Annotated in this window: 8 protein-coding genes; 7 read left to right on the top strand and 1 reads right to left on the bottom strand. The window is 38.9% G+C overall.

Annotated elements, in window-relative coordinates; genetic code table 11:
- Genes G7A72_RS14735 through G7A72_RS14745 form a run of 3 tightly spaced genes read left to right on the top strand, consistent with a single transcriptional unit; the run spans position 1 to position 15,971 of the window.
- Positions 1-13,026: a Calx-beta domain-containing protein gene (locus tag G7A72_RS14735; protein ID WP_165153011.1), complete on the top strand. Its 13,026-nt coding sequence runs from the start codon at positions 1-3 to the stop codon at positions 13,024-13,026.
- A gap of 53 nt (positions 13,027-13,079) precedes the next feature.
- Entirely contained in the window at positions 13,080-14,009 is a 930-nt protein-coding gene (locus G7A72_RS14740; RefSeq protein WP_165153013.1) for a type IX secretion system membrane protein PorP/SprF, read from the top strand.
- 15 nt (positions 14,010-14,024) lie between these two features.
- Positions 14,025-15,971 (top strand): OmpA family protein, encoded by a 1,947-nt coding sequence (locus tag G7A72_RS14745; protein ID WP_165153015.1) that lies wholly within the window; start codon positions 14,025-14,027, stop codon positions 15,969-15,971.
- 824 nt (positions 15,972-16,795) lie between these two features.
- On the opposite strand, the gene G7A72_RS14750 is transcribed toward G7A72_RS14745, so the two are convergent.
- Complete coding sequence (locus tag G7A72_RS14750) at positions 16,796-17,593, bottom strand: sulfite exporter TauE/SafE family protein (RefSeq protein WP_165153017.1); 798 nt, start codon at positions 17,591-17,593, stop codon at positions 16,796-16,798.
- 1,114 nt (positions 17,594-18,707) lie between these two features.
- On the opposite strand from G7A72_RS14750, the gene G7A72_RS14755 reads away from it, so the two are divergent.
- The 4 genes from G7A72_RS14755 to G7A72_RS14770 all read left to right on the top strand — a co-directional run bounded on the left by G7A72_RS14755 (position 18,708) and on the right by G7A72_RS14770 (position 25,140).
- The gene (locus G7A72_RS14755; RefSeq protein ID WP_165153019.1) at positions 18,708-19,103 is read left to right on the top strand and encodes a hypothetical protein; all 396 of its coding nucleotides are present in this window, start codon (positions 18,708-18,710) and stop codon (positions 19,101-19,103) included.
- A 167-nt stretch (positions 19,104-19,270) separates the two neighbouring features.
- Entirely contained in the window at positions 19,271-20,353 is a 1,083-nt protein-coding gene (locus tag G7A72_RS14760; RefSeq protein ID WP_113666685.1) for an efflux RND transporter periplasmic adaptor subunit, read from the top strand.
- A gap of 196 nt (positions 20,354-20,549) precedes the next feature.
- Positions 20,550-23,717 carry an efflux RND transporter permease subunit gene (locus G7A72_RS14765; RefSeq protein ID WP_113666684.1) on the top strand — a complete coding sequence of 1,056 codons (3,168 nt, stop codon included), beginning with the start codon at positions 20,550-20,552 and terminating at the stop codon, positions 23,715-23,717.
- A complete protein-coding gene (locus G7A72_RS14770; RefSeq protein ID WP_165153021.1) occupies positions 23,710-25,140 on the top strand; it encodes a TolC family protein in 1,431 nt (476 codons plus the stop codon). The genes G7A72_RS14765 and G7A72_RS14770 overlap by 8 nt, the downstream gene beginning before the upstream one ends.
- The last annotated feature ends 151 nt before the right edge of the window (positions 25,141-25,291 follow it).

Genomic DNA, 25,291 nt, shown 5'->3' on the forward strand with positions numbered 1-25,291 from the left:
ATGATAAATTTTACCTCTGTAAAGAATTTCTTTTTTGTATTATTTTTAATAATTGCAGTTCAGAGTACTAATGCGCAATTTTTTACTAAACACTATGTTGCTCCAGCGCCATGGCAATATTTTAGTAAGGCTAATGAAATAGTTATTGCTACAAATTCGACAAGTACAGTAAATATTGAATTAGCTAAAAGTAATGGCGCTATCGTAGCAAATTTAACGGCTATAAAAGGAAGCCCTGCTGTTTATAGATTTACAGGATTGCCGAGTGCATTAGCAGTTCATTCTTTGAATACGGTACTTAATGCAGCGGGGTTGATAATTACAAGTTCTGGCCCCACTTCTGTGAATTTGAGAAATGTTGCTTCTGATAATTTGGGTTCAGAAGGTTCAGATGCAAATATCAAAGGTAATGCTTCGCTAACCAGTTTTGGGGATGCAGGTATTGGGGTGGAGTTTCGCGTAGGATACTATAGGGATGGTGCGATTGCTGGTGCAGAAGTGCCAGTTTATAGCATTATGGCTATCAGTGATAATACTTCGGTAAAATTGAATGGGGCTGTACTGACAACACTAGCTAAGGGTCAAAGTTACTTGTTTAATGCTGCAATAGGATCTTTAGTTGAGTCCTCTAAGCCATCAGTAATGAATACAAATGCCCGGCTAGATGCTCCAGGTGGTTGTGGAGACGGAACTTTTGATCAAATACCACCCATATCTGTTTTAGGGTCAGAATATTTTATACAAAGAGGGATTGGAAATAACATTGCTGAACAAACTACTGTTGTAGCTACAAAACCCAATACGGTTTTAACAATAGAAAGGTATTCAACTACAGGGATATCAGCAGGAACAACTAATGTAACATTAGGTAACGCTGGTGATTTTTACACATTTGTCAATGGGATTTCTAGTACTAATTTTTCAGTATCAAGGATTTCAGCAACGAACAATGTGGCAGTTTATTCAGGGACGGCTCAATCCTGTGAGGTGGATATTTCGGTAATTGCGCCTGTTTCTCCCTGTGCAGGATCCAACTTTATTGAAACCCAAAGATTCACTGCTTATAATAATAGTCCTTTACTATACTTTGGGTACATACTTTTAAAAGATGCCGCTGCAGTTGTAAATGTTAAAGTTACTGGTGTTGAAACGAATTTAGAAACTCTTGGTACAACTCGTTTTCAAATAGGAACAACAGGTTGGTATTTGATAAATTTTACTGGTACTCAAATTAGTAGTCCAAATGTCATCTCATTATCCAGCACTGCTAAATTAACGGTTGCCATAGTCCAACAAGATGGGGGTTTTTCAATGGCTGGTTTTTTCTCAAATTTTGCGCAACAACCAGAAGATCCTACCGTATCTTATATTTCAGGAGGTGGATGTACAAATAATTCCGCTACGTTAACAACTCCAGTAGGTTTTGCTCCTTACCAATGGTATTTAAATGGAGTACTTATTTCTGGGGCAACTTCGAATGTTTATACTGCTACAAGAACAGGATCTTATTCTGTTGCATCTACTTTGTCTTGTGGATCTTTAATACAATCAAAGCCGGTTACGGTTACTTTATGTACAGATCTGGGTATTACAAAAACAGTTGATTCTTCATCACCTTGCGTAGGTTCAAACGTAGAGTTCACAATCAAGGTTACAGATTTAGGACCTAATAATGCTACAGGAGTTTCTGTGAATGACTTACTACCGGCAGGTTATGATTTTGTAAGTTCGAATGCTTCTATCGGATCCTATAACTCAGCAACTGGTATTTGGAGCATAGGGGATTTGAATAACTCAGATATCGTTACGTTGAAAGTTACTGCTAAAGTAAAATCTAGTGGATCTTATACTAATACAGCTACAATAGTAGCTTCACAACCGGATAGTAATGCTACTAATAATACTGCTTCAGCTGTTACAACACCTATTAGTAGTACTCCGCCAGCAGTGAATGCAGGGGCTGATAGGTCTTTGGCGTGTGGCGTGGGTACAGTTCAGCTTGATGGTAACAATCCTACTGCGTCAGCAACTGGAAAATGGACAATAGTTACTGGAACTGGCGGATCTTTTGTGTTAGATACAGACCGAAAAACAGATTTTACGGGAACAGTAGGAACTACCTATACATTACGATGGACAATTTCAAACGCGTCTTGTACATCAACTTTTGATGATGTGATTATTACATTTAATGCAAATCCAAATGCTCCAATAGCAAATGATCAATCTATTTGCACCGATGGAACTACAACACAAACCTTGGTTGCTACAGCTACTGGTGGTACTATCACTTGGTATGATGCTGCAACTGCTGGTAATGTAGTAGCGAATCCAACTCAAGTTGGTGTTGGTACAAAAATCTATTATGCACAAGCTTCAAACGGTACTTGTTCAAGTTTGACACGTACCAAAGTAGTTTTAACTATTAATTCATTACCAACAGTTGCTACAGTAGGAGCGAATCAAATACTATGTGAAACAGCCACAGCAAGCCTTTCGGGTAATGCGGCTTCAGTTGGAACAGGATTATGGACTTTGGTTAGTGGTTCAGGAACAATCACCACGCCAAGTTCAGCAACATCAGGCGTAACGGCTTTAGGTTATGGAGCCAATGTATTCCGTTGGACCATCAGCAATGGAAATTGTACCGCTTCAACTGCGGATCTTACGATTACAAGAAATCAAACACCAACAGTTGCTACAGTAGGAGCGAATCAAATACTATGTGAAACAGCCACAGCAAGCCTTTCGGGTAATGCGGCTACAGTTGGAACAGGATTATGGACTTTGGTTAGTGGTTCAGGAACAATCACCACGCCAAGTTCAGCAACATCAGGCGTAACGGCTTTAGGTTATGGAGCCAATGTATTCCGTTGGACCATCAGCAATGGAAATTGTACCGCTTCAACTGCGGATCTTACGATTACAAGAAATCAAACACCAACAGTTGCTACAGTAGGAGCGAATCAAATACTATGTGAAACAGCCACAGCAAGCCTTTCGGGTAATGCGGCTACAGTTGGAACAGGATTATGGACTTTGGTTAGTGGTTCAGGAACAATCACCACGCCAAGTTCAGCAACATCAGGCGTAACGGCTTTAGGTTATGGAGCCAATGTATTCCGTTGGACCATCAGCAATGGAAATTGTACCGCTTCAACTGCGGATCTTACGATTACAAGAAATCAAACACCAACAGTTGCTACAGTAGGAGCGAATCAAATACTATGTGAAACAGCCACAGCAAGCCTTTCGGGTAATGCGGCTACAGTTGGAACAGGATTATGGACTTTGGTTAGTGGTTCAGGAACAATCACCACGCCAAGTTCAGCAACATCAGGCGTAACGGCTTTAGGTTATGGAGCCAATGTATTCCGTTGGACCATCAGCAATGGAAATTGTACCGCTTCAACTGCGGATCTTACGATTACAAGAAATCAAACACCAACAGTTGCTACAGTAGGAGCGAATCAAATACTATGTGAAACAGCCACAGCAAGCCTTTCGGGTAATGCGGCTACAGTTGGAACAGGATTATGGACTTTGGTTAGTGGTTCAGGAACAATCACCACGCCAAGTTCAGCAACATCAGGCGTAACGGCTTTAGGTTATGGAGCCAATGTATTCCGTTGGACCATCAGCAATGGAAATTGTACCGCTTCAACTGCGGATCTTACGATTACAAGAAATCAAACACCAACAGTTGCTACAGTAGGAGCGAATCAAATACTATGTGAAACAGCCACAGCAAGCCTTTCGGGTAATGCGGCTACAGTTGGAACAGGATTATGGACTTTGGTTAGTGGTTCAGGAACAATCACCACGCCAAGTTCAGCAACATCAGGCGTAACGGCTTTAGGTTATGGAGCCAATGTATTCCGTTGGACCATCAGCAATGGAAATTGTACCGCTTCAACTGCGGATCTTACGATTACAAGAAATCAAACACCAACAGTTGCTACAGTAGGAGCGAATCAAATACTATGTGAAACAGCCACAGCAAGCCTTTCGGGTAATGCGGCTACAGTTGGAACAGGATTATGGACTTTGGTTAGTGGTTCAGGAACAATCACCACGCCAAGTTCAGCAACATCAGGCGTAACGGCTTTAGGTTATGGAGCCAATGTATTCCGTTGGACCATCAGCAATGGAAATTGTACCGCTTCAACTGCGGATCTTACGATTACAAGAAATCAAACACCAACGGTAACGATTACTAATCCAACAGCAGTATGTTCACCATCAACGGTTGATCTTACTTCAGCAGCGGTTACCTCAGGAAGCACGGCTAGTTTAACATATACATATTGGACCAATTCAACAGCAACAACAGCGTATGGAACACCAACAGCCGCTACAGCAGGCACCTACTACATAAAAGGAACCACAGCAGAAGGATGTTTTGATATAAAACCAGTAGTAGTAACGATAAACCCAACACCAACGGTAACGATTACTAATCCAACAGCAGTATGTTCACCATCAACGGTTGATCTTACTTCAGCAGCGGTTACCTCAGGAAGCACGGCTAGTTTAACATATACATATTGGACCAATTCAACAGCAACAACAGCGTATGGAACACCAACAGCCGCTACAGCAGGCACCTACTACATAAAAGGAACCACAGCAGCAGGATGTTTTGATATAAAACCAGTAACAGTAAATGTATATTCTCCAACAGTAACTTTAACTGGGACTACTTCAATTGTTGAAAATTCAGGGGGTAATGTAATCCTTACTGCAACATTATCTACAGCAACTATAAGTAATACGATTGTTACTTTAACATATTCTGGAACTGCGACAAATGCATCTGATTATTCAGCTAGTTCAACTACTATTACTATTCCTGCAGGCTCAACTTCAGGTACTGTTGCTATTACACCAATAGATGATAATATCAATGAAGGTTCTGAAAATGTTATTGTTGATATTAGTAATGTTACAGGTGGTTGTGCTTCAGAATTAGGGACGCAAACTGCTACTGTAACTATTACAGACAATGACAATGCACCAACAGTTACTATTGGAGATGCGATTATAGCAGAAGGCGGCATCTTGAGTTTCCCAGTGAGCTTGAGTAACCCATCAGCGACAGACATCACGGTTACTTTAGGCTTTACCAATGTAAGCACAGCTAACGGAGATTACACCACTACACCAGTAGTAGTAACATTCTTAGCGGGCGCTACCACGGCTACAGCAACAGTAGCAACAACAGAGGACCCGATTGCAGAATCTACAGAAACCTTCACGGTAGGAATCACAAGTACTACAGGAACAGTAGGGTCCACAACCGATACGGCAACGGGAACTATTACAGACAATGACAATGCACCAACAGTTACTATTGGAGATGCGATTATAGCAGAAGGCGGCATCTTGAGTTTCCCAGTGAGCTTGAGTAACCCATCAGCGACAGACATCACGGTTACTTTAGGCTTTACCAATGTAAGCACAGCTAACGGAGATTACACCACTACACCAGTAGTAGTAACATTCTTAGCGGGCGCTACCACGGCTACAGCAACAGTAGCAACAACAGAGGACCCGATTGCAGAATCTACAGAAACCTTCACGGTAGGAATCACAAGTACTACAGGAACAGTAGGGTCCACAACCGATACGGCAACGGGAACTATTACAGACAATGACAATGCACCAACAGTTACTATTGGAGATGCGATTATAGCAGAAGGCGGCATCTTGAGTTTCCCAGTGAGCTTGAGTAACCCATCAGCGACAGACATCACGGTTACTTTAGGCTTTACCAATGTAAGCACAGCTAACGGAGATTACACCACTACACCAGTAGTAGTAACATTCTTAGCGGGCGCTACCACGGCTACAGCAACAGTAGCAACAACAGAGGACCCGATTGCAGAATCTACAGAAACCTTCACGGTAGGAATCACAAGTACTACAGGAACAGTAGGGTCCACAACCGATACGGCAACGGGAACTATTACAGACAATGACAATGCACCAACAGTTACTATTGGAGATGCGATTATAGCAGAAGGCGGCATCTTGAGTTTCCCAGTGAGCTTGAGTAACCCATCAGCGACAGACATCACGGTTACTTTAGGCTTTACCAATGTAAGCACAGCTAACGGAGATTACACCACTACACCAGTAGTAGTAACATTCTTAGCGGGCGCTACCACGGCTACAGCAACAGTAGCAACAACAGAGGACCCGATTGCAGAATCTACAGAAACCTTCACGGTAGGAATCACAAGTACTACAGGAACAGTAGGGTCCACAACCGATACGGCAACGGGAACTATTACAGACAATGACAATGCACCAACAGTTACTATTGGAGATGCGATTATAGCAGAAGGCGGCATCTTGAGTTTCCCAGTGAGCTTGAGTAACCCATCAGCGACAGACATCACGGTTACTTTAGGCTTTACCAATGTAAGCACAGCTAACGGAGATTACACCACTACACCAGTAGTAGTAACATTCTTAGCGGGCGCTACCACGGCTACAGCAACAGTAGCAACAACAGAGGACCCGATTGCAGAATCTACAGAAACCTTCACGGTAGGAATCACAAGTACTACAGGAACAGTAGGGTCCACAACCGATACGGCAACGGGAACTATTACAGACAATGACAATGCACCAACAGTTACTATTGGAGATGCGATTATAGCAGAAGGCGGCATCTTGAGTTTCCCAGTGAGCTTGAGTAACCCATCAGCGACAGACATCACGGTTACTTTAGGCTTTACCAATGTAAGCACAGCTAACGGAGATTACACCACTACACCAGTAGTAGTAACATTCTTAGCGGGCGCTACCACGGCTACAGCAACAGTAGCAACAACAGAGGACCCGATTGCAGAATCTACAGAAACCTTCACGGTAGGAATCACAAGTACTACAGGAACAGTAGGGTCCACAACCGATACGGCAACGGGAACTATTACAGACAATGACAATGCACCAACAGTTACTATTGGAGATGCGATTATAGCAGAAGGCGGCATCTTGAGTTTCCCAGTGAGCTTGAGTAACCCATCAGCGACAGACATCACGGTTACTTTAGGCTTTACCAATGTAAGCACAGCTAACGGAGATTACACCACTACACCAGTAGTAGTAACATTCTTAGCGGGCGCTACCACGGCTACAGCAACAGTAGCAACAACAGAGGACCCGATTGCAGAATCTACAGAAACCTTCACGGTAGGAATCACAAGTACTACAGGAACAGTAGGGTCCACAACCGATACGGCAACGGGAACTATTACAGACAATGACAATGCACCAACAGTTACTATTGGAGATGCGATTATAGCAGAAGGCGGCATCTTGAGTTTCCCAGTGAGCTTGAGTAACCCATCAGCGACAGACATCACGGTTACTTTAGGCTTTACCAATGTAAGCACAGCTAACGGAGATTACACCACTACACCAGTAGTAGTAACATTCTTAGCGGGCGCTACCACGGCTACAGCAACAGTAGCAACAACAGAGGACCCGATTGCAGAATCTACAGAAACCTTCACGGTAGGAATCACAAGTACTACAGGAACAGTAGGGTCCACAACCGATACGGCAACGGGAACTATTACAGACAATGACAATGCACCAACAGTTACTATTGGAGATGCGATTATAGCAGAAGGCGGCATCTTGAGTTTCCCAGTGAGCTTGAGTAACCCATCAGCGACAGACATCACGGTTACTTTAGGCTTTACCAATGTAAGCACAGCTAACGGAGATTACACCACTACACCAGTAGTAGTAACATTCTTAGCGGGCGCTACCACGGCTACAGCAACAGTAGCAACAACAGAGGACCCGATTGCAGAATCTACAGAAACCTTCACGGTAGGAATCACAAGTACTACAGGAACAGTAGGGTCCACAACCGATACGGCAACGGGAACTATTACAGACAATGACAATGCACCAACAGTTACTATTGGAGATGCGATTATAGCAGAAGGCGGCATCTTGAGTTTCCCAGTGAGCTTGAGTAACCCATCAGCGACAGACATCACGGTTACTTTAGGCTTTACCAATGTAAGCACAGCTAACGGAGATTACACCACTACACCAGTAGTAGTAACATTCTTAGCGGGCGCTACCACGGCTACAGCAACAGTAGCAACAACAGAGGACCCGATTGCAGAATCTACAGAAACCTTCACGGTAGGAATCACAAGTACTACAGGAACAGTAGGGTCCACAACCGATACGGCAACGGGAACTATTACAGACAATGACAATGCACCAACAGTTACTATTGGAGATGCGATTATAGCAGAAGGCGGCATCTTGAGTTTCCCAGTGAGCTTGAGTAACCCATCAGCGACAGACATCACGGTTACTTTAGGCTTTACCAATGTAAGCACAGCTAACGGAGATTACACCACTACACCAGTAGTAGTAACATTCTTAGCGGGCGCTACCACGGCTACAGCAACAGTAGCAACAACAGAGGACCCGATTGCAGAATCTACAGAAACCTTCACGGTAGGAATCACAAGTACTACAGGAACAGTAGGGTCCACAACCGATACGGCAACGGGAACTATTACAGACAATGACAATGCACCAACAGTTACTATTGGAGATGCGATTATAGCAGAAGGCGGCATCTTGAGTTTCCCAGTGAGCTTGAGTAACCCATCAGCGACAGACATCACGGTTACTTTAGGCTTTACCAATGTAAGCACAGCTAACGGAGATTACACCACTACACCAGTAGTAGTAACATTCTTAGCGGGCGCTACCACGGCTACAGCAACAGTAGCAACAACAGAGGACCCGATTGCAGAATCTACAGAAACCTTCACGGTAGGAATCACAAGTACTACAGGAACAGTAGGGTCCACAACCGATACGGCAACGGGAACTATTACAGACAATGACAATGCACCAACAGTTACTATTGGAGATGCGATTATAGCAGAAGGCGGCATCTTGAGTTTCCCAGTGAGCTTGAGTAACCCATCAGCGACAGACATCACGGTTACTTTAGGCTTTACCAATGTAAGCACAGCTAACGGAGATTACACCACTACACCAGTAGTAGTAACATTCTTAGCGGGCGCTACCACGGCTACAGCAACAGTAGCAACAACAGAGGACCCGATTGCAGAATCTACAGAAACCTTCACGGTAGGAATCACAAGTACTACAGGAACAGTAGGGTCCACAACCGATACGGCAACGGGAACTATTACAGACAATGACAATGCACCAACAGTTACTATTGGAGATGCGATTATAGCAGAAGGCGGCATCTTGAGTTTCCCAGTGAGCTTGAGTAACCCATCAGCGACAGACATCACGGTTACTTTAGGCTTTACCAATGTAAGCACAGCTAACGGAGATTACACCACTACACCAGTAGTAGTAACATTCTTAGCGGGCGCTACCACGGCTACAGCAACAGTAGCAACAACAGAGGACCCGATTGCAGAATCTACAGAAACCTTCACGGTAGGAATCACAAGTACTACAGGAACAGTAGGGTCCACAACCGATACGGCAACGGGAACTATTACAGACAATGACAATGCACCAACAGTTACTATTGGAGATGCGATTATAGCAGAAGGCGGCATCTTGAGTTTCCCAGTGAGCTTGAGTAACCCATCAGCGACAGACATCACGGTTACTTTAGGCTTTACCAATGTAAGCACAGCTAACGGAGATTACACCACTACACCAGTAGTAGTAACATTCTTAGCGGGCGCTACCACGGCTACAGCAACAGTAGCAACAACAGAGGACCCGATTGCAGAATCTACAGAAACCTTCACGGTAGGAATCACAAGTACTACAGGAACAGTAGGGTCCACAACCGATACGGCAACGGGAACTATTACAGACAATGACAATGCACCAACAGTTACTATTGGAGATGCGATTATAGCAGAAGGCGGCATCTTGAGTTTCCCAGTGAGCTTGAGTAACCCATCAGCGACAGACATCACGGTTACTTTAGGCTTTACCAATGTAAGCACAGCTAACGGAGATTACACCACTACACCAGTAGTAGTAACATTCTTAGCGGGCGCTACCACGGCTACAGCAACAGTAGCAACAACAGAGGACCCGATTGCAGAATCTACAGAAACCTTCACGGTAGGAATCACAAGTACTACAGGAACAGTAGGGTCCACAACCGATACGGCAACGGGAACTATTACAGACAATGACAATGCACCAACAGTTACTATTGGAGATGCGATTATAGCAGAAGGCGGCATCTTGAGTTTCCCAGTGAGCTTGAGTAACCCATCAGCGACAGACATCACGGTTACTTTAGGCTTTACCAATGTAAGCACAGCTAACGGAGATTACACCACTACACCAGTAGTAGTAACATTCTTAGCGGGCGCTACCACGGCTACAGCAACAGTAGCAACAACAGAGGACCCGATTGCAGAATCTACAGAAACCTTCACGGTAGGAATCACAAGTACTACAGGAACAGTAGGGTCCACAACCGATACGGCAACGGGAACTATTACAGACAATGACAATGCACCAACAGTTACTATTGGAGATGCGATTATAGCAGAAGGCGGCATCTTGAGTTTCCCAGTGAGCTTGAGTAACCCATCAGCGACAGACATCACGGTTACTTTAGGCTTTACCAATGTAAGCACAGCTAACGGAGATTACACCACTACACCAGTAGTAGTAACATTCTTAGCGGGCGCTACCACGGCTACAGCAACAGTAGCAACAACAGAGGACCCGATTGCAGAATCTACAGAAACCTTCACGGTAGGAATCACAAGTACTACAGGAACAGTAGGGTCCACAACCGATACGGCAACGGGAACTATTACAGACAATGACAATGCACCAACAGTTACTGGAATCACACCAGCAAGCGCGACAGAAGGAGCAGCAGTAGTGTTTGACTTTGCATTGAGCAACCCAAGCGCAGTAGCTACGACCTATACTTTCACGTTGACCAATGGAACAGCGGGTACTTCAGATTACACGACAACAGATGTAACGGTAACCGTACCAGCAGGGGCAACCACCGGAACAGTAAGCGTACCAACGACTCAAGATACTATTGACGAAGCAGATGAGACTTTCACAATCAACAATGGAGCAGTAAGTGCAACAGGAACGATAGTGGACAATGACGATGCACCAACAGTGACCGGAATCACACCAGCAAGCGCGACAGAAGGAGCAGCAGTAGTGTTTGATTTTGCATTGAGCAACCCAAGTGCAGTAGCTACGACGTATACCTTCACGTTGACCAATGGAACAGCGGGTACTTCAGATTACACGACAACGGATGTAACGGTAACCGTACCAGCAGGGGCAACCACCGGAACAGTAAGTGTACCAACGACTCAAGATACTATTGACGAAGCAGATGAGACTTTCACCATCAACAATGGAGCAGTAAGTGCTACAGGAACGATAGTGGATAATGACGATGCACCAACAGTAAGCGGAATCACACCAGCAAGCGCGACAGAAGGAGCAGCAGTAGTGTTTGACTTTGCATTGAGCAACCCAAGTGCAGTAGCTACGACTTATACCTTCACGTTGACCAATGGAACAGCGGGTACTTCAGATTACACCACAACGGATGTAACGGTAATCGTACCAGCAGGGGCAACCACCGGAACAGTAAGTGTACCAACAACTCAAGATGCTATTGATGAAGCAGATGAAACGTTCACAATCAACAATGGAGCAGTAAGTGCTACAGGAACGATAGTGGACAATGACAATGCACCAACAGTAACTGGAATCACACCAGCAAGCGCGACAGAAGGAGCAGCAGTAGTGTTTGACTTTGCATTGAGCAACCCAAGCGCAGTAGCTACGACCTATACTTTCACGTTGACCAATGGAACAGCGGGTACTTCAGATTACACGACAACGGATGTAACAGTGATTGTACCAGCAGGCGCAACCACAGGAACAGTAAGTGTACCAACGACTCAAGATACCATTGACGAGTTGGATGAAACCTTCACGATCAACAATGGATCGGTAAGTGGCACAGGAACGATAATGGATAATGACAATGCACCGATAGTAACCGGAATCGCATCAGCAAGTGCCACAGAAGGAAGCCCAGTGGTATTCAACTTTACATTGAGCAACCCAAGTGCAGTAGCTACGACGTATACCTTCACATTCACCAATGGAACAGCAGGTGATTTAGATTACACGACAACGGATGTAACAGTGATTGTACAAGCAGGCGCCATCACAGGAACAGTAAGTGTACCAACGACTCAAGATATCATTGACGAGTTGGATGAAACCTTCACGATCTACAATGGAGCAGTAAGTGCCACAGGAACGGTAGTGGATAATGATGATTCTCCGAATTTAAGCGTATTAAAAGCGGGAGTATTTAAGGATGAAAATGGGGATGGATTTGCTCAGGTAGGTGAGACTATAAGTTATACTTTTACAATCACTAACACTGGAAACACTGTTCTAAATAATGTAACTGTCAGTGATTCTTTACCAGGTTTGGTAATTACAGGAAGTGCTATTGCATCCTTAGGTTTAACAGAAATTAATATTACTGCTTATTCAGCAGTTTACACAATAACACAATTGGATATTAATTTTGGAAAAGTTACTAATCAGGCTATTGTTACCGGATTGACTCCTCAATTAGTTTTAGTAGAAAGTAACTCCAATACTGTAATTACCATATTAGAGGATGAACCAATTGTTGAACCAGCCTGTTCTATAAAAATATTCAATGCTGTATCACCAAATGGTGATGGTAATAATGACATATTAAGAATTGATGGAATAGAATGTTATCCTGAGAATACAGTAGAAATATATAATCGTTGGGGTGTTTTGGTATTTGAAAGAAACGGTTACAATAATGAAGATAAGGCGTTTATTGGTATATCAGAAGGTAGAGTAACGGTTAATAAAAAGGAGGCGTTACCTGTAGGAACTTACTATTATATCTTCAAGTATAAAGATCAAGATAATAAGCAACAGGAAAAAGCCGGTTATTTATATATAAATATATAAATGGAAAGAAATAAACTGTAAAAATCCTTAAGAATTAAAAAAAAAATATAGAGATGAGAATGAAGATAGTAAGTTTTGTTTTTCTGTTAGTATTTCTATCGGGATACGGGCAACAAGATGCTCAGTTTACCCAATACATGTATAATACAATTAACATAAATCCGGGTTACGCAGGTTCTAGAGGGTCATTGAGTGCTTTTGCACTGCATCGAACACAATGGGTAGGATTAGATGGTGCACCCATAACCAATACTGCTTCGATGAATACTCCCATCAATAGTAGTAATATAGGATTAGGTGTGTCAATAATAAATGACAAAATTGGACCATCTGACGAGAATAATCTCGCAGTTGATTTTTCTTATAGCATAAATACATCAGATAATTATAAACTATCTTTTGGGATAAAAGCATCAGCAAATTTGTTGAATGTAGATTTTAATAGATTGAGTCAATATGATCAGAATGATTATGCATTTCAGACTAATATTGATAATAAATTTTCTCCTAATATTGGGGTTGGTTTTTATTTGCATTCGGATAAATCTTATGTTGGTTTATCAGCTCCATATTTACTGGAGACTAAGCATTTTGATCGATACGCTGCTACAGGTGCAAATAGTCATGTTGCCAAAGAAAATATTAATTTGTATTTAATAGCGGGGCATGTTTTTGATTTAAGTTACAATGTAAAATTCAAACCATCATTATTAACTAAGTATGTTCAGGGAGCTCCTTTGCAGGTAGACTTGTCAACAAATTTCATTTTTAATGATAAGTTTGTTGGGGGTGTAGCATATCGATGGAGCGCTGCAGTGAGTGCTATGGTAGGTTTTCAAGTGACTGATTCATGGTTTATAGGATATGGCTATGACTTAGAAACCACGCGACTAGCCAATTACAATTCAGGTTCTCATGAAATCTTTTTGCGATATGAATTGTTCAATAACTACACCAAAATAATTTCTCCAAGATTCTTCTAAATACAGTATAGCATTATGAAAATAAGAAAAATATTTTATAGTTACAGTACGGTATTGCTACTGTTGACATTGTCAGGATATAGCCAGAAAGCTAAGGTACCTTCAGCTGATAAAAAATATGAAAACTATTCGTATGTAGATGCCATTTATACCTATGAATATGTAGCCTCAAAAGGATATAAGGATGAGAAAATGTTTCAAAAATTGGGTAATGCTTATTATTTTACAGCAGATCTTGTCAAAGCAGAGAAATGGTACACTGAACTCTTCGCTATGAATCTAGATCAGGAGTCAGAATATTATTACCGCTATTCACAAACATTAAAAGCTGTAGGTAATTATACCAAAGCCGATACAATGTTAGAAGAATTTAATAAGCGATCCAAAAATGATCAGCGTGGAAAACTTTATGCAGAACAAAAAAATTATCTGGAGGACATAAAAGCCAATTCAGGTCGTTTTGAAGTAGTAGATGCTGGTATAAATTCCGAATATTCTGATTATGGAAGTTCTTTTTTGAAAGATAATTTGGTGTTTGCATCAGCAAGAGATACAGGTGGAGTTGCAAAGAAAGTGTTCAAATGGAATAACAAATCATTTACCAATTTGTATTTTTCGGAAATAAATCCAGATGGAGAGATGGGAAAAGTAATTCGTTTTGATAAAAGTATTAACTCTAAATTCCATGAATCAACTCCGGTATTTACACGAGACGAGAAAACAATGTATTTTACCAGAAACAATTATCTAGATGGAAAAAAGCAAAAAAGTTCGAATAGAATAGTTTTACTAAAATTATATAAGGCTACGTTCGAGGCTGGAAAGTGGCAAAATGTAATAGAATTGCCTTTCAATAGTAATGAATATAGTGTAGCGCATCCTGCCTTGAGTTTGGATGAGAAAATCTTATACTTTGCTTCTGACATGCCAGGGACATTGGGACAATCCGATTTGTTTAGTGTGACGATAAACTCAGATGGTAGTTATGGATCGCCAAAAAATTTAGGGAAATCAATTAATACAGAAGGTAGAGAAACATTTCCTTTTATAGCCAAAGATAATGAATTGTACTTTGCAAGTGATGGACACCCGGGACTGGGAGGATTAGATATATTTGTTTCAAAAATAGAGGAATCGAATCTTTTAGGAGAAGTGCAAAACGTAGGTTCACCGATTAATGGGCCTCTAGATGATTTTGCTTTTTTAATCAATAGTAAAAATCGTAATGGTTTTTTTACATCGAACAGAGAGGGCGGCAATGGCTATGATGATATTTACAGATTTACAGAACTTCGAAAACTGACTTGCGAGCAAATGTTGTGGGGGAATATCACGGATAAGGAAACAGGAATGCAATTATCAGATGCAAAAGTAAGTTTGTTCGATGACGAATTTAAGTTAGTAAAAGAGAGTTTAAGCGATGAAACAGGGAGATATAATTTTGAAGCATTGTGTGGTAAAACATATTATGTAAGAGCAGACAAAATGACGTATGAAACTACAGAAGCAAAGGTTATAATACGAAATAGAACTGGTAAAACAGAGTTGTCATTACAATTAGAAAAACGTATTAAAGAAATAGGCGTTGGTACTGATTTAGCCAAAACGCTGAATATACCAATCATCTACTTTGATTTAGACAAGTCGGCTATTAGAAAAGATGCTGCATTTGAACTAGAGAAAATACTATCAGTTATGGAAGCAAATCCGAAGATGAAAATAGATGTACGTTCGCACACGGATAGCAGACAAACCAATAAATACAATGAAAAGTTATCGGATAGAAGAGCTAAAGCAACTGTTGAATGGTTGATTAAAAATGGAATATCATCCGATAGATTAACTGGAAAAGGATACGGTGAAAGTCAACTGGTAAATAAATGTGTTGATGGAGTGAAATGTACTGAAGATGAACACCAAGCGAACAGACGTAGTGAGTTTATTATTGTTACAATGGAATAATAAAATTAAGATTGATAGTATCAAATTTTCTAAAGTACCCCCACAAAGTTAAATGCTATTTGGGGGTATTTTTTTAGATTATTAGTCAAGTATGATAATGTTATAAAGTTTTAATGAGTGAAATAACATTTGAAAAAAATCATGTTTTTACCCTTTGAATCTAAAAAGGTATAATTAGTCTAACAATTTCTAAATGGTTTGGACTTAATATGCAGTTTTAGACATTATATTATAAATTATAATCGCAAAGCTTCATGTATCATTTTGTGGATAGCTTTAAACCATTTCATTAATGTAATTGGGTTTGTAGCAGCCGATGTGCGATCTTCACTCATTTAGAATATTTAGCTATCATCTTTAATTGAGTTAATGTTAATAATTTTTTTTCAGAGTTGCCTAAAATTATAATATTTTATTTCAATAAAATTGAACTTCAATAATTACTATCAACAATCAAGGGTAAATTCATTAACCGAAACGAATTTGACTACCTTGTGGTTTAAAAAAAATATTTATAGCTGCTTTTATTCATACCATATTCTTTGGAGTACTATCATTTTAGATATAAATAATCATAATAGCACCAGATATAAGTTTACCAACTAATGTAGATACAGTTTGATAATTATGTTTTTTGACAGGAATAATTGATTCAAATATTTTATTATTTGTTTTAAGAATTATTTTTTAGGATGCCTGAAGACCAGTATTTTTCTCATTTCAAAATTGGTATTTGTTACTAACTTGATTGTTTTTTATTTTTACAATAATAAAGCAATCAATTTTCTTTCTTAACAATTTGCTTCCTTATCTCACAAATGGTTTTATTTCAGAAAAAGTTCTTTGGTTATGATATAAATTCCCATAACCAAAACAAACCAACCAAAAGCAGGTTTTAGTTTTGTACCATCAATCTTTTTAGATAAGGAAGTCCCAATGAAAATTCCAATAATTGCAAATGCCGAAATGGTGAATAGAAATTGCCAGTCAATAATACTTTCTCCACCTTCTCCAAAAAAGCCTATTAATGATTTGGCGGCAATAATGACAAGTGATGTTCCTACAGCTTCTTTCATTGGTAATTTGCTCAGAATAACTAAAGCAGGAATTATCAAAAATCCACCACCGGCTCCTACAAGTCCGGTGATTATTCCAACAATTGAACCTTCAATAAGTATCAATGGATAATTAAATTTTTGTTCGCCTGCTTCGTCAACGGTATTTTTTTTGTCTTTTTTAATCATTGTATAAGATGCAATAACCATTATTACTGCAAAAAGTAACATTAAAAAAAGATCTTTCGTCAGTGTGAAACTTCCTGTAGAAAATATTTCTTTAGGTATTGCGGGAACAATATAAGCTCGTGTGGTAAATACGGCGATGATGGATGGAATACCAAAAACAATTGCTGTTTTGATATTTACCAACCCTTTTTTGAAATAGCCAACACTTCCCACTGCACTAGTTAAACCTACAATAAACAACGAATATGCCGTTGCAAGCACTGGTTCAACTGCAAATAAATAAACTAAGACTGGCACAGTAAGAATGGAACCACCTCCACCTATCAGTCCTAATGCTACGCCAATAAGGATTGACGCAAAATAACCTATATATTCCATAATTATAAATTTTATACTGCAAATATTGTCAGTTTAAATTTTAGCTACAGTAACATTTATCACATAGCTAATATTTTTTTAAATATTAATATGGTTTGAGTATAATTATATAATCTTTTTTACCCCATTTAATTCCTCGTGAGGTATGACATTATGAGACACTAATCTTAATTTTTAAGATTGTACTTATAAAAGTACGCTAAAATAAAAGTTTTTTTGTTATTTCAGAAATTAGTTTGTTTCCAATTACGAGGTTGTCAGTTTAACAGTGAAAGATTTTTTGGCGTCGGAAATCAATATGGATCATTTTAATCAATCGATTTTACCCTATTTAGTGTTATTGGAAATAGAAATTAGATTATCTATAATGCAGCAATAGCAGTAGAAATGCTTGTTAAGCTTTAATTTTGCGGAAATTTTGGGATATAAAAATCTGTAAACAAATGATTATAGGTTTTTTGGTGGAGAGAATGGGATGACAATTGAAGAGCACATGATTGAAATAAAATATGCGTTTGGGTATCAGAACAAAAAGGAATATGATTACCGTTTGGGTGTATCTTTTAAAACTACCGACCGCCAGGACCATAATACGATTTACGTTTTAGAGGCAAAACGTCGGTTCATAAACATAAAATCCCCTTTCTAAATAGCAATGGAAAACCTTTATGTGCTCTCTGATCATTGTTTTAGAGAGTCGACGGTAGCTTAACAAAATTTCTAGGACTTAAATATAAATGTCTCAATTAAGTAATTGGAAGTTTTGGATTTGAAGAAATAATCGAGATACTAATTAAAACATAATTTAAGTTTAAACATGAAAATAGTTATCCTGTTTTAAAGAAGAGTTTTTGAATTTACAGAACGCTTTGAAAGAATATTTACGAATACAATTGTTTTCGGGCTTCCTATAAATCGCTATATATTTTTCGCCATTTGTTTATATAACTCTAAAAATTCTATGTTTAAAAGTATCTAATGCGTTGAAATCTATTCATTTTTCACATAATTTTTTTTCATAAAGGTGTTGCAATCGTTTTCGCTTTCTTTTACATGTTAAACATAATTTAAATTGTTTTTTTCTTTCATTACTTTCATTACTTTTGACCTCCAAATGAGAGTAACTGTATTTTTTCTATATTTATTTTTCTATCTGCAAAGCGGAGGAAATTATATACATGCTGCTTCGCATGACAATGTTATTTACAACTCGCTAACTTCTAGTTTTTTAAAGTCAGATCTAGTAAAAATTGATAACACTAGTTCAGGCAGTATTATGTTTAATGCTGATGGATTTGATATAGAAGAGGAATTTTCCAACAGCGATTCTCTCAAAGACAAAAATTTAAATAAAAATTTCACCGAAAAATTTGGCGTTTTAAAAATTTGGTATCAGACATTTTCTTGTCAGTCTGTTATAAACCATTATAATAAGAATTTTAAAATCTTCGCACCATTTTGTGGTCAGTCAAATCCTATTTATATTATTCAGCAGGTATTAAGAATTTGATTAATACTGAAATCAGCTACTAAATTTTTGAGGTTGCTTACTTTGTGAAAGCTTTACGTTTTCATGTATGGTATTGCAGCTCCAATATTTTTTGTAAACTGATGACTTTTTATGTCTAAGGAATTCCCAATTCCATGTATTTAATCGCTTAATTTCCATTTTACATCATGAATAAAATACTCGTGTTCACGGGCTTGATTGCCTTGTTGTGTCTAACAAGTTGTACAACAAAAAAAGAAGAAAAAGAAGAAGAGACAAAATTTATTGTTACCAATCCTATAAAAATTGATACTTCGTTTACCAAACAATATGTTTCACAAATTCGTTCCGTTCGAAACATTGAAATCCGAGCTCAGGAAAAAGGATATTTACAAAACATCTATGTAGATGAAGGACAATATGTAAACGCAGGTCAGCTACTATTTAGAATTATGCCGGGAATGTATCAGGCAGAATTACTAAAGGCACAAGCAGAAGCCAAAGGCGCTGAGATTGAATTACAAAATGCCAAAACCCTTGCCGACAAAAATATAGTTTCCAGAAACGAACAGTCTTTGGCTCAAGCCAAATTGGAGCAGGCAAGAGCCGAAGTGGCTTTAGCTAAACTTCATTTATCTTTCACTGAAATCAGAGCGCCATTTGCCGGAACTATCGACCGTATTCCCTTGAAATTAGGAAGCTTGATTGATGAAGGTGAATTACTAACTAGTCTTTCTGATAATAGTCAAATGTTTGCCTATTTTAATGTTTCGGAACCTGAATATTTGGACTATCAAACCCATATAAAAGACAGAGCTAATACCAAAGTAAGCCTGCTTTTAGCAAATAACGAAGTCTTTAAATTCAAAGGGAATGTTGAAGTTATAGAAAGTGAATTTAATAATGAAACAGGAAATATTGCTTTTAGAGCACGATTTCCCAATACGGATAAATTATTAAAACACGGAGAAACAGGAGAAGTTCAAATGATTGTTGCGTTGAATAATGCAATTGTAATTCCACAGAAAGCAACTTATGAAATTCAAGATAAAAAATATGTTTTTGTAGTGAATAAAAACAATGCAATCGAGTCCAAAGAAATTACCATTACTGGTGAAATCCCTGATTTATATGTGATTGCCAGCGGTATTACTGTTAATGACAAAATTTTATTGGAAGGAGTTCAGAAAGTGAAAGAAGATGACAAAATTAAATACGAATATGTATCGCCAAAAGAGGTTATCACTCATTTACGATTAAAAGCGGAATAATTTTTAAACGGTAAGTTGTAAAATGACCGCAGATTCGCAAATTTTCTACTATGATTTTGAAAAAAATAATTTGATGGAATTCTTTTAAAATCATTTTTATATAAAAATTTTTAAAATCAGCGAATCAGCGGTAAAATGAAACTATGTGTTTGGATTTAGAAATTCCAATTTGTTTTAATCATTAAAAAAATATAAAATGTTTAATAAATTCATACAAAGACCAGTGTTGTCCATAGTGATATCGCTTGTAATTGTCTTTTTAGGGGTATTGTCGGTACTTAATTTACCGATTACCCAGTTTCCTTCCATTTCGCCACCAATGGTAAATATTACCGCTGATTATCCTGGATCTAATGGAGAATTGATGATTAAATCTGTTATTATTCCTCTAGAAAGAGCGTTAAATGGAGTTCCTGGAATGAAATATATGACTTCTGATGCTGGAAATGACGGTGAAGCCAGTATTCAAGTAGTTTTTAATTTAGGAACCGATCCGAATCAGGCTGCAATTAATGTTCAGAATCGTGTCGCTTCTGTTACCAATAAATTACCACCATTAGTGGTTCGTGAAGGAGTGAAAATTACCCGAGAAGTACCGAGTATGTTGATGTATGTCAATCTTTATAGTACGGACAAAAATACCGATATGAAGTTTTTATACAACTATGCTGATATCAATGTTTTGTCCGAATTGAAAAGGGTAAATGGGGTAGGTTCTGGAGATATTTTAGGAACACGTGAATATGCAATGCGTATCTGGCTAAAACCCGACCGTATGTTGGCGTATAAAATTTCTGCCGAAGAAGTAATGGAAGCTTTATCCAGTCAAAGTTTAGAAGCTTCGCCAGGAAAAACTGGAGAAAGTTCTGGTAAACGTTCACAAGCTTTTGAATATGTATTGAAATATTCGGGTCGTTTTACCACCAAGGAACAGTACGGAAATATTGTAGTACGATCCAATAGTAACGGAGAATTGTTGCGTTTGAAAGATATTGCAAAAGTGGAATTTGGTAGTTCGATGTATGATATTTATTCGAATTTGAACGGAAAACCTTCTGCAGCTATCATACTGAAACAATCTTTTGGGTCGAATGCCAATCAGGTTATAAAAGATTTAAAAACTAAATTAGAAAAAATTAAGACGAAATTTCCAAAAGGAATGGATTATGAAATCTCTTATGACGTTTCTAAATTCCTGGACGCTTCTATCGAAAAAGTAGTTCATACTTTGGTTGAAGCTTTTATCTTGGTTGGATTAGTGGTGTTTCTTTTCTTGGGAGATTGGCGTTCTACGGTTATTCCAGCTATTGCGGTGCCTGTTTCTTTGATTGGAACTTTTGCTTTTATGACTTTCTTTGATATTTCATTGAACTTAATTACGCTATTCGCCTTGGTTTTAGCTATTGGAGTCGTCGTCGATGATGCCATTGTGGTGATCGAAGCCGTTCACGCTAAGATGGAAGAAGAACATCTTTCGCCACTAAAAGCGACCAAAAAAGCAATGCACGAAATTGCGGGAGCTATTATAGCGATTACATTTCTGATGGCTGCGGTATTTATTCCAGTTGCATTTATGTCGGGTCCGGTTGGAGTTTTCTACAGACAATTTTCTATAACGATGGCAACTGCAATCATCCTTTCGGGAATTGTAGCGTTGACTTTGACACCAGCACTTTGTGCAATGATGTTAAAAAACAATCACGGAAAACCAAAAAAGAAAACGCCTATCAATCGATTTATTGATGGTTTCAATGATAAGTTCAATTTAGCTCAAGGCAAATACCAAAATGTATTGGGTAAAATTGTCAATAGAAGAACAGTTACGTTTATTGCACTTCTGGGATTCTGTGCTGGAACTTGGCTGATTAGTAGCACTGTTCCTTCTGGATTTATTCCAAATGAAGATCAGGGAATGTTCTATGCCATTATTCAAACACCTCCGGGATCTTCACTAGAAAGAACCAATAATATTGCCGAGAAATTACAGAAAATTGCTGAAACAATTGATGGTGTAAAATCGGTTTCGTCATTAGCAGGTTACGAAATTTTGACCGAAGGAACTGGAGCAAATGCTGGAACTTGTTTGATTAATCTTAAAGATTGGGATGATCGAAAAGAATCTGTACAGGAGATAATGATAGAGCTCGAAGAAAAATCGAAAGATATTCCCGGAGCTAACATAGAGTTTTTCCAACCACCAGCAGTTCCGGGGTATGGTGCAGCAGGAGGATTTGAACTTCGTTTGCTGGATAAAACAGGCACTAGTGATTTCAAAAAACTGGAAGAAGTCAATAAAGAGTTTGTGGAGGAATTGAACAAACGTCCAGAATTAACGAATGTTTTTAGTTTCTTCAGCGCCAGTTTTCCTCAATATATGATGAAAGTTGATAATGATATAGCACAGCAAAAAGGGGTTTCCATCGAAAATGCAATGAATACTTTGTCCACATTGGTGGGAAGTAACTACGAAATCAGTTTCATTAAATACGGAATCAACTATAAAGTAATCGTTCAGGCTGCTCCGGAATATCGTGCACAACCTGATGATATTTTGAAATTATACGTAAAGAACAATCGGGATGAAATGGTGCCTTTCTCAGCTTTTATGAAATTAGAAAAAGTATATGGACTTTCGGAAATCACCCGACATAATATGTACACTTCTACTGAAATTAGTGGTGGAGCTGCGTCAGGTTATAGTTCCGGAACAGCAATTAAAGTGATTCAGGAAGTAGCAGCTAAGAAATTACCAAGAGGATACGATATTGATTGGGCAGGAATTTCTGCCGATGAAGTAGCACAAGGAAATCAAGCCATTTGGGTATTCCTGATTTGTTTGGGATTTGTGTATTTGGTTTTGGCAGCCCAATACGAAAGTTTTATACTGCCATTATCCGTAATACTTTCTTTACCAGCGGGAATTTTTGGAGCTTTCCTTTTATTGAAAATAGCAGGATTAGAAAACAATATTTATGCCCAAGTGGCAATGGTAATGCTTATTGGTTTGCTAGGTAAAAATGCCGTTCTGATTGTCGAATTTGCCATTCAAAGGCATGCGGCTGGAAAATCAGTTTTTGAAGCTGCAATGGAAGGAGCAAAAGCCAGATTCCGTCCTATTTTGATGACTTCTTTTGCTTTTATCGCAGGTTTAATTCCATTAGTATTTGCCTCTGGACCGGGTAAAATTGGTAATAGAACTATTGGTACAGCGGCAGCAGGAGGAATGCTGATAGGAACTATATGCGGGGTATTTGTGATTCCCGGATTGTATTATGTTTTTGGCAAAATTGCTGAAAAATATAAACTGGTAAAAAATGAAAAAGAAAATCCATTAACCGAAGAATTTGATGATAATCATGTATAAAATAAAGAATTATAAATATATTGTCCCGCTAGGTATTTGTCTGGCGGTGGCAAGTTGTACGCCTGCTTTAGCACCGTTGGTTGAAACCAAAGCAGTTCCGGAATCTTTCGACAAGAGCACCGATACTACCAACATAGCTGCGACGCCTTGGCAAACCTATTTTAAAGATCCTAATTTGGTAAACCTGATTGAAATTGCTTTAAAAAACAATCAGGAATTACAGATTACTTTGCAGGAAATTGAAATTGCTAAAAACGATATCCGTGTGCGAAAAGGTGCTCTTTTGCCAAAAGTAGGTATTGGCGCAGGCGCAGGAATTGAAAAAGTGGGAAGATATACCAGCCAAGGCGCCGGAGATGCGTCAACTGAAATTCGACCCGGCTTGGAAATGCCAGATCCATTGGGCGATTTGAAAATAGCCGCTTATGCCAATTGGGAAGTAGATATTTGGAAAAAATTGCGCAATTCTAAAAAAGCAGCTGTAAGTCGATATTTATTAACGGTTGAAGGAAAGAATTTCGTAATCACTAATCTTATTGCTGAAGTTGCTGATTCGTATTATGAATTGCTGGCTTTGGATAGCCAATTAGATATTGTAAAACAGAATATTGCATTGCAAAGCACCGCTTTGGAAATTGTGAAAATTCAGAAAGAAGCTGCTAGGACAACTGAGTTGGCTGTTCAGAAATTTCAGGCAGAGGTTATGGCTTCCAAAAGTATGGAGTTTGAGATTCTCCAAAATATAAAAGAAACTGAGAATAAAATTAATTTCTTGTTAGCGCAATACCCGCAGGAAATAAAGAGAGATAAAACGAATTTTATTAGCGTGTTGCCTACGGTAATTCATTCTGGGATTCCTGCTCAATTATTGGCGAACAGACCCGATATTAAACAAGCAGAAATGGAATTGGAGGCAGCAAAACTAGATGTAAAAGTAGCTCGTGCTGAGTTTTATCCTTCATTAGATATTAGTGCAAGGGTAGGCGTAAATGCTTTTAAACCATCGTATTTGTTTACATTGCCAGAATCATTATTGTATTCATTAGCGGGAGATTTTGCAGCACCATTGATCAATCGAAATGCAATAAAAGCGGAGTATAAATCTGCGAATGCCAGACAAATTCAGGCGCTGTACAACTATGAGCGTACAATTCTTAACGCGTTTCTCGAGGTTTCCAGTCAGCTTTCTAAAATTAATAATTTGGAAAAAAGTTACGAATTGAAAGCGCAACAAGTAGAGGCTTTGAGCCGCTCGATTACGGTAGCAGGTGATTTATTTAAGTCTGCCAGAGTGGATTATTTTGAAGTTTTGATGACCCAACGTGATGCTTTGGAATCCAAACTCGAACTTATAGATACCAAAAAAGCGCAACTTAACGCGGTGGTGCATGTTTACAGAGATTTAGGTGGCGGATGGAAATAAATTCGGGTTCCTAAAAAAGAGTACGTCAATAATTATTTTTAAACAGTAGTGAGCATAAGTTCACTACTGTTTTTTTTATTTTATAAGAACCCATTTCAATTTAGTTTTGATCCCGCTATCGTGGGAACTGTCTTTTTTACGAAATCCATTG

Origin of the sequence: Flavobacterium sp. Sr18, assembly GCF_011064265.1 — a bacterium.
GTDB lineage: Bacteria > Bacteroidota > Bacteroidia > Flavobacteriales > Flavobacteriaceae > Flavobacterium > Flavobacterium petrolei.